The sequence below is a fragment of the Caballeronia sp. genome, from assembly GCF_028292365.1.
Classification (GTDB): domain Bacteria; phylum Pseudomonadota; class Gammaproteobacteria; order Burkholderiales; family Burkholderiaceae; genus Caballeronia.
On record NZ_JAQGMM010000178.1, the window covers coordinates 1 to 12,534 of the forward strand.

Genomic DNA, 12,534 nt, shown 5'->3' on the forward strand with positions numbered 1-12,534 from the left:
CGTGATGGTGCGGAGCCGAGAGATGCTCGTTCTGAAAACGCTCCTCGCAGGGGTAACAGTCAATCAATCATTAACTGCATAGTGACGCGATGAATCGCTCACGGAAACCTTAGGAAATCAAATGTCTGACTTAACTCAGAAAGTGGCACTCGTTACCGGTGGTTCACGCGGCATCGGTGCGGCAATTGTGCAACGTCTGGCCGCGGACGGAGCGAGCGTGGCCTCTACATATGCGAAGGACGCCAGCGCGGCTTCGGCCGTGGTCAAAGAGATTGAACTCAATGGCGGAAAGGCTATTGCGATCCAGGCGGACGCGACTGACGTCAACGCTGTCGAGGCTGCTGTCGAGAAAACTTTTGCGACCTTCGGGCGGCTGGATGTCCTGGTGAACAATGCCGGCACGGCCATTCCGAAACCGTTCGAAGACACGACGCTGGAAGAGATGGATAGAGTGATTGACATCAACATCCGCGGCGTATTTGCTACGACCAAGGCTGCGCTGAAGCACCTGAGTGACGGTGGCCGCATCATCAATATCGGTTCGGCGGTGGGGGAGCGTGCCATCGCGCCCGGGCTGGTGCCCTACGCAGCCACGAAGGCTGCCGTCAGGATGTTCACCCAGGCGCTGTCCAGAGAGTTGGGAAGCCGTGGCATCACGGTCAACAATGTCCAGCCGGGTCCGATCGATACAGACCTGAATCCCGCCTCAGGCGATTGGGCAGTGCCGCAGAAGGCCGCCACAGTACTCGGTCGCTATGGGCGCGTCGAGGAGATCGCCGCAATGGTAGCGTTCGTCGCCGGCCCGGAAGCCTCGTACATTACCGGAGCGAATCTTACCGTGGATGGCGGGATGAATGCCTGAGCCCGGGCACATATTCGGCCTACGGATTTGAAGGAGACTGACGTCTGTGCGGACGCGCCGGAGAGCCGATGAACTAAACGCCGTCGGCGCTCCGCCCTCCCATGCGGGGCCGCATCTCGGACGATAGTCCGAATCATCAAGTCGACCCGATGCGTTGAGAACTTGTGCTGCCGGTCACCGCCGAGCGGCCATCGATACGGCGAAGCTGTCTTCCAGCATCAGGAAGCTGGCGATCTTCGTGTCGGAGAAGGTCAGGACGATCGCAAACGCGCCGTCGATCAGTTTTCCGGTGGCCTTGATCCGTGTTTGCAGGTGGCCGAGGATAACCGCCCGATCGTTGCTCGCGAGAACATCCTGGATGTCGAAGCTGATGCGCTCGATCATGGTTTGCGTATCGCGAACGAAATTCGATATTGCCTCGCGGCCTGTCTTGTGGCCAACCCAGGGCAGCACGCCTGAGTCGCCCGGGATATTCCATTCCAGGTCGGGTGCGCACAAGGCCGAAATTTCGTCGGCGCTCGCGCCCAAGCTCATTTTTTCAAGAAACTGTTGGGCGAGGCGAAGGTTTTCTTGCGAAGACATGGTGTTTTCCTGTGTAGGTCGCACTCACTTCAGATTGAACGTGGTGCTGGAAACCGGTCCAATCTCAAACAGCCGAAGATTGAATGATGAAAGCAAGCGGTCATTCGCGGACGCACATCTCCGTGAAAAGTTTTCCAGCGCGGTGACTTCAAAACATCAAGTCAGCGTTTTTTCAAACCAGTTGTGGGCATAGGGTTCGGTGTTGAACGCCTCGACCTCCACGTATCCGGATCGCCATCCAGACGACAAGCCCTTGTCGTTCAAGTGAGACAAGGGTGCGGCTTAGATAACCTGGTTAAAGCCAACACGCCCGCCACGAGGTGTGGGCGCCGATCCCCGCTAGGCGCCAATCTTATAAGGGCGGGTCATCACCTCAAGGAAATGACCATCGGGATCGTCGAAATACAATCCCCGGCCGCCGTTGTGCAAATAGGTTTCGCCGGCACGCTGTTTGCCGGGATCGGCCCAGTACTGAAGCCCTCTGTCACGAATACGAGCGAAGACCCGGTCGAACTCGTCCTCACTGATCAGAAACGCGTAATGCTGCATGGAAATCGCGCTGTCGCTTTCGAAGAAGTCGAGCGAGACGCCATTTTCGAGTTGAACGACCAGCATCTGCCCGAACTCAATGGAACTCGGAAGCCCCAGGATGTCCATGAGAAACCTCGTCGACTTCTGCTTATCGGTGCACCAGACGATAGTGTGGTTTAGCTGTACGCCCATGTTGCGACCCTCACTGAATGCGGTCGAGTTGCCCGTCTGGCCAAGACGAGCTCTTGTCTCGCCATGGATCCAACATAGCCGGACGCCTGATGGCATTCAAGTGAAATGTAACTACTGCCGGCAGATGATCGCCGGTCTCTGCCTGCCGGTGATCGACGGCAAGGGGACCCTGATCTGCCGGCCACGAAGGTCTGCAATTGGGTAATCCAATTTGATTTGAGGCCGATCTATTGCCTGGATTATTTCGTTCGGGACACCGATTTGCCTAAACTTTGAGAAAGGAAGCAATTCAAGGATGTCGAATTGGCCCGATCTCGAACGTCAAGCAGGTGAACGCTGGGGTTGCATATCCGGCACTCAACGAGACTTCCAGAAAAGGAAAAATCACCATGAGCCCTCCACTGATCCCCGTTATCACGGTCTTTGAACGGTCGCCCGATCGCGGCAGGGGACTGGCGCGTGACATGCGTGTTCGCTGGGCGCTTGAAGAAGTGGGCCAACCTTACGAGGTTCGTCTTGTTTCGTTCGGGGCAATGAAAGAACCCGCGCATCGAGCGCTTCATCCTTTTGGGCAGATTCCGACCTATGAAGAAGGCGCTCTTGCCCTGTTCGAGTCGGGGGCGATCGTGCTCCATATCGCAGAGCGCCATGCAGGCCTGCTTCCTGACGATGCGAATGCCCGGGCACGCGCGATCACATGGATATTTGCCGCGCTCAACACGGTTGAGCCGCCGATCCTCGATCTCCAAACCACCAAGTTTCTGGAGGGCGACAGGACCTGGTACGAGCAGCGCTTGCCTATCGTCAAGGATCGCATCCGTGACCGGCTGGGCGAGCTTTCCGATCGCCTTGGCAACGCTGACTGGCTCGATGGTGCGTTCAGCGCGGGTGACCTGATGATGGTGGCGGTGCTACTCAGGTTGAAAGCATCGGGTCTGCTGGACGAATACTCGAACCTCTCCGCCTATGTCGCCCGCGGCGAAGCGCGGCCCGCCTACAAGCGTGCTTTCGACGCTCAATTGGCGGTTTTCGTCGCTAGCCAGGCACCGGCCGGCTGATGAAGGTCAGCTCTGCGCCAAACGCCGGCATTGGCCTTCGCCACGGCCTGCGCGGATACTTCGCGGTTATTGGTTATTGCACCGTGGACACGCATTTCCACCGCACATCGGTCCTTGCGAGTTGCTTCAAATCAAGCGGCGAATGTTGCCTGCGCCTGGCTGCATGGATCACGAAGGGAGTGACCCAACATGCGATTACCTGATTTCCTCATCTATGGCGTTCAGCACAATGTCGGTCAGTCTTTTTTCCGCCGCATGACACGGAAAGATCCACATTACTGGCGCGCCAACATTGGTTGTCTTGAAGGCACAGCCTCATCAGCACTCGACTTCTCTCTGCTCGACGACGCAAGCACGCCCGTGGTCGACGATGCGTAATGGAATGAGTCGAATTCCAGGCTGAAACTTTCTGCTCCTGTCGCACCCGACTATCGAGCGTCGGTCGCTGTAATTCTTGATCCCAAAACGTTGTTATAGAAAACTTGAATCCGCTGTAACCAAGTCGTCCGTACGCACGAATCAACAAAGGCATGCCGCTTTCCGCCGGAACTTCCTGACGGTGGCGCCGCTTATGTTTTTACCGGTAAGGATTCTCGTATGGAAATGGTTTCGCAATTGTTCCGCTCGCTGACTTCACCTGACTCCACGCTCGCTGCGTCGCTCGCCCGCTGGGCACCCATTCCCCTGCGATTAATAGTCGGATACGGCTTTATCGCTCACGGCTATGCGAAGATCGTCAAGCATCCCGAGGTCTTTGCCATGATCCTGCAGGCACTCGGCGTTCCCGCTCCGCACCTTATGGCATGGGCGACCATCCTGATCGAACTCCTGGGCGGTCTCGCCATCCTCCTTGGCGCACTCGTGCCGCTTGCCAGCATACCCATGGCCGTTGTCTTGCTCGTCGCAATCTTCACCGTCCATCTCCCCTTCGGATTCACATCGATCAAGCTGATGGCGGTGACCGCGGCTGGGCCGCAGTTCGGGCCGCCCGGCTATGAAACGGACCTACTGTATCTGGCGTGTCTTGTGGCACTTGTCATAGGAGGATCGGGACCCTATGCGGTGGATGCCTTGATCAAGAGGAGCATTCAGCGCTTTACCGCCTGACGCGCTGGAGTCGGCCGATCTGTTCGAGGACGAGTGATGCTCCTGCGATTTTGACGTTGATGAAAGGCATGACGGGCTCCGTTCGATCAGCGGCTCGGGACCGCTATGGAGTACACAGATTACGTCGACAGGTCATTGTCGAAAATTTGAACGTGCCGAAGTCATACTTTCGCCAATTCGAACGATCACGCGCATGGCCTGAGACTCCTGCGTTCATTTTTTCGTCGCGTTCAGGCGCCGTGAATGACCAGCTGTTTTGAACACCTTCCCGACTCCGTTCAATTTTTTCTATTGTTCACGTATCGTGTACACTAGAAAAAATTGAACGGAGTTGCAGATGCGCGCTTCAGTCGCCGCCCCCGACCCACTCGTCACATCCGCCACGCAGGCATTCAGCGTCAGCGCGGGCGTGGCGACGTCGGTCATGCCGACGCCGGCCGGTACCGGCTACGACAGCACAGTCGAGTTCAAACTAGATCCGCCGGTGCGCCGCGTGGCCGTCGTAATACCCTCAATCGACCGCCAGGAACGGCTCTCCGCTCTGGCTGCCACGGGCGGCCTGTACGACGCCCAGCATGTTCTCATCGTGACATCGTATCTTTCACCCGCCCTTGTCAACGCCTGCCACCGCCTTGGCGTGAACGCGATCGACGAGTCTGGCAACGCATTCGTGAAAGACGGTAACACTCTGGTCCTGATTTCCGGTCGTCCGCGCGTCACCGAGTTGCGTCGACCCAGCATCTGGTCCAAGCGATCACTTCAGGTCGTCCTCGCGCTGCTCGTCAGGCCTGCGCTACTCCACGAAAGCAGACGCACGATCGCAATGTTCGCCGGCGTGAGCACCGGCACCGCACACGCCACCGTGCAAACGCTACTCCAGCGTAAGGACCTGGTCGAGCGCCGGGACGGCTTGGCTTTCACCAACTTCGACCGGTTGCTCGATGAATGGGTCACCCTGTATCCCTCGCTCCTAAGGGAATCACTGAAACTCGGACGATACCGCGCGACGGAGCCGAACTGGTGGACCGACATGCTGGCGTCGAACGACGAATGGATGTTGGGTGGTGAGTCGGCCGCTGCGCTCATGACGAATTATCTGAAACCGGCAGTCGTGACGGTGTACTGCACCAACGGGATCCCCACCCAGATGATCAGTCGCGGGCGGCTGCGGCCGGACCCTACGGGAAACGTTGAGTTTCTCAAGGCGCCCTTCAAGTTGAACCGCACCCCGGGGGTTCTCGACAACGTCGTCTATCCCGTGCTCGTGTATGCCGATCTCGTCGCGAGCGGGGACTCCCGCAACCTCGAAACCGCGCAGCTGATTCGTGACCAGTACATCCAACATGGCAATTAAGCTGCACGATGCCCATCCTTTCCCCGAGGTGTCAGTCGCCGTCCTGCGTGACGTCTCAATCGCGGCGAGTCAAGCTGGCGCAGCATGGTTTGTGGGCGGAGCGACCGCCCGCGACATCCTGACCACGCACCGCTTCGGGATCGAGCAGTCGCGGGCCACCGCCGACGTCGACATTGGCGTGTGCATCGAAAGCTGGCAAGGCGACAGGGAACTGCGCAACGCGCTCATTGGCACAGGAAGGTTCGAGCCCAGTGAGGAGGCTCAGCGGCTCTATTACACCGCGCCCGACTCAGGCGAAAGGATGTGGCTGGATATCGTTCCCTTCGGGGGACTCGAGCGCGAGGGCGACCGCGAGATTGAATGGCCAGGTGGCGCTTTCCGGATGAACGTCGCTGGCTTTGGCGAAGCGCTGGAGGCGGCCGTCGAAGTTGAACTGGCAGACGACGTAGTTGTCCTCGTTGCGTCCCTTCCGGCGCTCGCGATGCTCAAGATCCTCGCGTGGCGAGACAGGCACACCGCGCATGCAAGGGACGCGACAGACCTGCGGTTCCTGATGTCGAAATACGCAGACGCTGGTAACTACGATCGCCTCTACGACGGCGACGCTCTGGATCTTCTCGAAGCCCACGGATTCGATCCGGACGTCGCTGGGGCAGCACTGCTTGCAAGGGACATGGTGGCTCTCGTCGCACCAGCAGTCCGGCCGCTGATTCTGGAAGCGTTGGCACCGGGCGAAGCCTACCCGCCGTTGCTAAACCAGATGCTGGGCGGGGGCCACCGTATGCTACAGCTCGAAGGAGAAGGACCTGGTGTGATCGAGGGCCTGTTCAACGCATTTCGAACGACGCTCGAGCAGGAGTTTGCGGCCGGTATCTGAAAAATCTGACGGCTGAAAAGCCGTTCGACCAGGTTTCAGGAAGCGTACAGGTATTCATCCAGAGGACCTTTGGCGCGCCTGGGGATGGTGTCTGGTCGGACCAACTGTGCAGCCGCGGGTTACGCGTTTTTACACTACCTCATGCCACCTTGCCGTTGCGGCACACGGTTGCGTCGGGCTGGATCTGCGCCAGGTGTCGCAGCAGTTTTGTCACCATCCAGACCACACCGAACGCGAGGATCACGAAGAACACCGCGAGCGGCGTCAGGACCTGCACCGACAAGAAGCCGGCGAACCCCATCATCGCTGACGACACAAGCAGTAGTGCACACCCGAGGATCGCGCTCGTTAAGCCCGCGATGTGCGGGAACAGGGAATTGCCCTTGGCCATCAGCGTCGGATACATCGCGCCTGCGCAGAATCCCATGACGAGCACGGGTGTTGCGAGCGTCCATACGCGCAGACCGACCGTCAGCGCAAGCAACAGCATCGCAATCGACGTGGCCGCCATCAAGCGCGCCCCGATGTACAGCCGCTGTTCCGCGGTCGGCAGACGCGGGCCGTGCATACGGTTCGACAGGCCGCCCAGGAAATACATCATCCCGATGCCGAGCGCGAGGTAGCCGAAAAAGGTCGGCGGCTTGTGCAGCGTGTTCTGCACCATGAACGGTCCAACGATGTTGAATACGAGCAAGATGCTGTAACACAGGCCTTGAGCGAGAAAACAGCTCTGGAACACCGGGCTCGAGAGCACCTTGCCCGCATTGGTCATCAGCGTGCGCGGCTCCAGGCGCACCGGGCGCTGCAGCGTTTCACGATAACGCCAGATCACCGCCCACATCACCAGCGAATAGACGAGCAGGAAGACGAGGCAGGCCTGCCAGCCAAACCAGGTCTGCAAGTGGGCGCCAATCACGGGCGCCACAATCGGCGCAAGCCCCCACGCAATTGCCATATAGGTGAACGCATGGATCAGCGTCTGCCCGGAGAATGAGTCGGTGATGATCGCCTTCGCGAGCAGGTTCGTGGCGGCGATGCCGAAGCCCTGCAGACAGCGTGCGAGGAGGAACGTCTCCAGATTCGGCGCGGCGAGCGACAGCAGACAGCCGATCGTGAAAATGACGAGGCCGAAAGCCAGCACAGGCTTGCGCCCGTATGCATCGGCTACGGGTCCGAAGACGAGTTGGCCGAGCGCGTAGGCCGCCATGTAGCCGGAAACGCTTGACTGGATTGCCTGAGGCGAAGTCGCGAAAAAACGCGCCATCGCGGGTAGCGCGGGCACGTAGATATCGATCGCGAGCTGCCCGGCGGAGGCGAACAGGCAGATCAGAAACAGCAGGAAGCGCGGCGAGTTCGGTGTGAGCGCGGGAGGGACAGGACGGTCGAGAATAGTGGGGTTCATGAAAGCATCGAAAGGGCGAATTCGGTGATGCGGTATCGGCCCGTTCGACTATCGAACACGGCGCAGTCCGGCGGCATCGACGCGTATTGTGCCTGCCATCTCGAAATTCGACACGGTGCCCAATGCGAGTGCATGGTTTGGCAGCTGCGTCGCGCGCCCTTTTGTTGGGGGGACTGCCGCCCCACGCGGTCGGCCGTAGGCGACCCTCTTCTGCCGGCCAGCCGTTGCAAATCAACGGCCGTTTTACTGTCCGGTCCGTCCTTTCCGCGTGGATGCCGGCTTGCCGGCGTCTCTCCGTCTCGCACCTGATTTCACGGCGTCAGTGATAACTGCCGCGAGCCGCTCTGCGGCCTCCTTCATCTGTTCATTGCTGAATCCGCCGAATCCGAGGACCAGTCCGGGCCGGCCGTTCCCCGGCGAGAACATCGGCGACATCGCTCGTACCGCTACGCCGGCTCGCGCGGCCATCGCGACCACCTCGCGGTCGTCCAGGCTTTCCTTTAACCAGAGAACCAGATGCATGCCCTGATCGCCGGGCTGCACCCATGCCACCTCGGACGGCAGCAGCGAGCCGATTGCAGCAATAAGCTGTGACCGATGGTTCGCATACACATTGCGGACCCGCCTGATGTGCCGCTCAAGGTGCCCATCGGCCATGAACGCCGCGAGAACGTGCTGATCCGCATTCGGCGGGTGCCGGTCCATCAGGACACGCGCGCCACAAAATGCATCGGCCAAATCGTGCGGCACGATGACATAACCCAGCCGCAGCGAAGGAAACAGGATCTTGCTGAACGTACCAAGATAGACCACCCGGTCAGGCTCCGAGCTATGCAGCGACGGGAACGGATAACCCTCGTACCGGAATTCGCTGTCGTAGTCGTCTTCGACCACCCATGCGTCGTTAGTGCGTGCCCACGCCAGCAACGCACTGCGTCTGGCCGTGCTCAGCGGCATGCCGAGCGGATATTGATGCGAGGGCGTCACGAACGCCACTTTCGCGTGGGGCGCCTGGCGGATGCCTGCGTCAACATCGATGCCCTCATCGTCCACCGGCACCCGGATCATTACGCTGTCCCGGCCGTTATTCTCGAGCGTGGCAGTGATACCGCGGTACGCGGGATCTTCCACCCACGCCTGATCCTTCGCGCCCAGCAATACCTGGCTCGCGAGATACAACCCCTGCTGCGTTCCGCTAGTGATGATGACCTGGCCGACGTCACAATGCACCGACCGCGACTTGCGCGCGTACGCAACAATCGCTTCACGCAGCGGCAGCGCGCCTTTCGGATCGTCATAACCGGCGGGCGCGCCCGGGCCTTTGGCACGCACACGGTTGCCAAGCCGACGCCAGATATCGGCAGGCGCCGTCAGGCCAATCGGGACCGAGATGGCAAATGGCATCGGCGGTAATGGACTGAATTCGCGCGCCACCTGGGCAAAGCGCGCCGCCGGTTCAGGCAAACTGGTCCTCGACGCTTGCCCCCCGGTTGTTTGCGGTTTGCAAACCCGCGTCGCCGTCGCCGTTCCCGATAATGCCTCGGCAACGCGCGTGGCCGCACCCCGTCGCGACTCGAGAAAGCCCTCGGCAATCAATTGCTCGTAGGCTTCGACTACTGTCCCACGCGCGACCTGCAACGAAGCGGCGAGTAGCCGCGTGGACGGCAAAGCGTCACCCGGTCTGATTTCTCCCCTGTGTATTGCCTCGCGCAGCAGTTGCGCCAACTGGCCGGACAAGTTTCCCGCGCCTCGTTCGAGTGCGCCGAGCGCGGGAACGTCTAATACAAGGGGAGTTCGCGCCATGATTCTGGTTCAATGAAAATGATTCAAATTGGCTCTACAGGATAAACCAGTTTAGGCACACACTTGCATACAAGACGGCGCCCTTCACACAGGTGAAGGACAGAAACCTATTGGAGCCAAGCATGTATCTACCCGCGCATTTCAACGAGTCTCGCAAAGACGTGCTGCACGCACTCATCGCAGAAAATCCCTTTGGCAGCCTGATTTCCCATGGCAAAAGCGGCCTGGACGCCAATCACATTCCGTTTGAGCTTGCAGCTAACGAAGGCGACCTCGGTGTGCTGCACGCGCATGTCGCGCGGAGTAATCCCTTGTGGCAGGACGTCGTCGATGGCGACGAGGTTCTGGTCATCTTCCGTGCTGGTGATGCGTACATCTCGCCCACGTGGTATCCGAGCAAGCATGAAACGCACAGGCAGGTGCCGACCTGGAATTACATCGTCGTTCACGCCCATGGGCGCATCACAATTCGCGACGATGAGAAATATGTCCGTAGCGTGGTCGCCCGTCTTACCCGCACGCACGAGGCAACTGAGCCCCAACCGTGGAAAATGGGGGATGCGCCGAGAGATTACATCGACACCATGCTCAAATCGATTGTCGGTTTGCAAATCGATATCACCCGGCTCACGGGCAAGAGCAAGCTCGGCCAGAATAAGGAAGCCCGTGATATCCGAGGCGCGGGAGAAGCGCTCAAGGCACGCGGCAATGATCGCATTGGCGATGCAATGCTTGAACGCGCTGCGGAGAAGGAATGATAGACAGCGTTGTTTGACGACAAAGACATCTGGGCGAAATTCCAGGCCAGGAGAACGGCCATGACCGCGCGACAAAAAGCGAAGTTCACCTTCACCGACAGCAACACCGCCCCTTGGCAAGACTCGACATTGGCAGATGGCGTGACGGTGAAAAACCTCGGCAAGGCAAACGGGCGTGCTATGCAGATGGTGCGCTTCGAACCCGGCGCTGTCTTTCCGACTCATCAGCACGATGGACCGGAGTTCATCTTCATGCTGGAAGGGGAAGCCGTTCAGAACGGTCAGGTTTTGACCGCTGGCTGGGCCGGTGTCGCAGAACAAGGTACCGCCGATGTTCTGTTCCGTAGCGATAAAGGTTGCCTGTTTCTGCTCTGTTACGCGGTATAGCGCCCTTGCCCGATGTGCGTGGCAAATGCCTCATTCGGACGGGATTCGCCTGCGAGAGATTCGGCAGCCATCGGTTGCTCCTCGAATCATGGGGTCGAACGGTTCATCGCACATTGTCCGGCAGTAGCCTTCTAGCAGCCGAAACCCTAGCGCGTCACGGCCGGCGCGGTGTGGTCGGTCACCGACCCGGCATCAGGCTCTACGTGGGACAGCTTCATCGTGCGCGGCTGGAGCAGCAGCGCGACTAACCCGCTCCAGCCGGTCTGATGCGAAGCGCCGACGCCGCGTCCGTTGTCGCCGTGAAAGTACTCATGGAACAGTATGAGATCGTGAGAACGCGGGTCGGCTTGCAGCATCGGATAGGCCGCCATCACGGGCCGCACGCCTTCCGCATCCTTGAGAAAGAGCGTGGTGACGCGCCGTGCGAGGTCGTCGGCAATCTCGCTCAGCGAAAAACTGTTGCCCGATCCCGTCGGATAGTCGACGCGAAACTCATCCCCGTAGTAGCGATAGAACTCATACAGCGATTCGATCAACAGGTAATTGACCGGTATCCAGACCGGCCCTCGCCAGTTCGAATTTCCGCCGAAAGCACGCGAGCCCGATTCGGCTGGTTCGTATTTGATGCAGAAGTTCACGCCGTCATGGTCGAAGACGTACGGTGCATCGCGGTGCACTCGCGACAGCGCCCGCAAGCCGTGCCCGGAGAGAAATTCGTTTTCATCGAGCGCGCGGCGCAGCAGCGCTTTCATCCGGTGTCCGCGCAACAATGACAGCAGCGTGGTGTTGCCTTTTCCGGGTTCGGTCCAGCGCGACACCAGCTTTGCCAGATTTGGGCGATGATCAAGAAACCACGCCAGCCGTTCGCGCAATCCCGGCAAATGGCCGTACACCCGCTCCTCGAGCACGTGAACGGCGAAAAGCGGAATCAGCCCGACGATCGAACGAATGCGCATCGGCACACGAGTACCGTCCGGAAGGTGCAATACGTCGTAGAAGAATTCGCCGTGTTCGTCCCATAACCCTGTGCTGCAGCCTTCGTTGCAACTGACCGCTTCCGCGATATACAGAAAGTGCTCGAAGAACTTCACCGCGATTTCGACGTACGCGTTGTTCGTCATCGCCAGTTCGAGGCCAATCTGCATCAGGTCGAGCGCGTAGGAGGCCATCCATGCCGTGCCATCGGCCTGGTCGATGCGGCCACCGGTCGGTAGTGGCGAAGACCGATCGAAGATGCCCACGTTGTCGAGCCCAAGAAAACCACCCTGAAAGATGTTGCGGTCATCGGCGTCCTTGCGGTTGACCCACCATGAAAAATTTAGCAACAGCTTGTGGAACATGACTTCGAGAAATTCGTGATCGCCAACGCCTGTCACCTCGCGGTCGAGTTCGTAGACACGCCATGTTGCCCACGCATGAACCGGTGGATTCGCATCGCCGAACGCCCACTCGTAGGCGGGCAATTGCCCGTTCGGATGCATGTAGCGCTCCTTCACGAGCAGCAGCAATTGCTTCTTCGCGAAGTCGGGATCGATCATGGCGAACGCGGCCGCATGAAATGCGAGATCCCACGACGCGTACCATGGGTACTCCCACTTGTCTGGCATGGACACGATGTCGC

General features: G+C 59.4%; 12 protein-coding genes and 1 pseudogene. 8 read left to right on the plus strand and 5 right to left on the minus strand.

Translation table 11 applies throughout. The features are described from left to right. Positions 1 to 121: 121 nt before the first annotated feature. Positions 122 to 862 (plus strand): 3-oxoacyl-ACP reductase family protein, encoded by a 741-nt coding sequence (locus JWR14_RS10955; protein WP_299705800.1) that lies wholly within the window; start codon positions 122 to 124, stop codon positions 860 to 862. Positions 863 to 1,036: 174 nt separating this feature from the next. Here the strand turns inward: JWR14_RS10955 and JWR14_RS10960 are convergent, their stop codons facing one another. Both JWR14_RS10960 and JWR14_RS10965 read right to left on the minus strand, forming a co-directional pair. Beyond that, a complete protein-coding gene (locus JWR14_RS10960) occupies positions 1,037 to 1,444 on the minus strand; it encodes a nuclear transport factor 2 family protein (protein ID WP_299705802.1) in 408 nt (135 codons plus the stop codon). A 339-nt stretch (positions 1,445 to 1,783) separates the two neighbouring features. Further along, entirely contained in the window at positions 1,784 to 2,167 is a 384-nt protein-coding gene (locus JWR14_RS10965; RefSeq protein ID WP_299705805.1) for a VOC family protein, read from the minus strand. A 389-nt stretch (positions 2,168 to 2,556) separates the two neighbouring features. On the opposite strand from JWR14_RS10965, the gene JWR14_RS10970 reads away from it, so the two are divergent. The 5 genes from JWR14_RS10970 to JWR14_RS10990 all read left to right on the plus strand — a co-directional run bounded on the left by JWR14_RS10970 (position 2,557) and on the right by JWR14_RS10990 (position 6,563). Beyond that, positions 2,557 to 3,225: a glutathione S-transferase family protein gene (locus JWR14_RS10970; protein ID WP_299705808.1), complete on the plus strand. Its 669-nt coding sequence runs from the start codon at positions 2,557 to 2,559 to the stop codon at positions 3,223 to 3,225. A gap of 189 nt (positions 3,226 to 3,414) precedes the next feature. After that, positions 3,415 to 3,603: a hypothetical protein gene (locus JWR14_RS10975; RefSeq protein WP_299705811.1), complete on the plus strand. Its 189-nt coding sequence runs from the start codon at positions 3,415 to 3,417 to the stop codon at positions 3,601 to 3,603. Between the two features lie 219 nt (positions 3,604 to 3,822). Further along, positions 3,823 to 4,332, plus strand: coding sequence for a DoxX family protein (locus JWR14_RS10980; RefSeq protein ID WP_299705814.1), 510 nt, complete (start codon positions 3,823 to 3,825; stop codon positions 4,330 to 4,332). Positions 4,333 to 4,669: 337 nt separating this feature from the next. Next, positions 4,670 to 5,686: a type IV toxin-antitoxin system AbiEi family antitoxin gene (locus tag JWR14_RS10985; protein ID WP_299705818.1), complete on the plus strand. Its 1,017-nt coding sequence runs from the start codon at positions 4,670 to 4,672 to the stop codon at positions 5,684 to 5,686. Then, positions 5,658 to 6,563 carry a nucleotidyl transferase AbiEii/AbiGii toxin family protein gene (locus JWR14_RS10990; protein ID WP_299705821.1) on the plus strand — a complete coding sequence of 302 codons (906 nt, stop codon included), beginning with the start codon at positions 5,658 to 5,660 and terminating at the stop codon, positions 6,561 to 6,563. Before JWR14_RS10985 ends, JWR14_RS10990 begins: the two co-directional genes overlap by 29 nt. A gap of 139 nt (positions 6,564 to 6,702) precedes the next feature. Here JWR14_RS10990 and JWR14_RS10995 read toward each other — a convergent pair whose 3' ends face one another. Both JWR14_RS10995 and JWR14_RS11000 read right to left on the minus strand, forming a co-directional pair. Next, positions 6,703 to 7,965, minus strand: coding sequence for a multidrug effflux MFS transporter (locus JWR14_RS10995; RefSeq protein WP_299705824.1), 1,263 nt, complete (start codon positions 7,963 to 7,965; stop codon positions 6,703 to 6,705). 243 nt (positions 7,966 to 8,208) lie between these two features. After that, on the minus strand, positions 8,209 to 9,768 hold the full coding sequence (locus JWR14_RS11000) for a PLP-dependent aminotransferase family protein (RefSeq protein WP_299705827.1): 1,560 nt from the start codon (positions 9,766 to 9,768) through the stop codon (positions 8,209 to 8,211). A 122-nt stretch (positions 9,769 to 9,890) separates the two neighbouring features. Between JWR14_RS11000 and JWR14_RS11005 the strand changes: the two genes are divergently transcribed. Continuing rightward, entirely contained in the window at positions 9,891 to 10,526 is a 636-nt protein-coding gene (locus JWR14_RS11005) for an FMN-binding negative transcriptional regulator (RefSeq protein WP_299705830.1), read from the plus strand. 60 nt (positions 10,527 to 10,586) lie between these two features. Beyond that, positions 10,587 to 10,913, plus strand: coding sequence for a cupin domain-containing protein (locus JWR14_RS11010; protein WP_299705833.1), 327 nt, complete (start codon positions 10,587 to 10,589; stop codon positions 10,911 to 10,913). Between the two features lie 146 nt (positions 10,914 to 11,059). On the opposite strand, the pseudogene JWR14_RS11015 reads toward JWR14_RS11010, so the two are convergent. Beyond that, a pseudogene (locus tag JWR14_RS11015) lies at positions 11,060 to 12,534 on the minus strand (glucosidase); the annotation flags it as partial.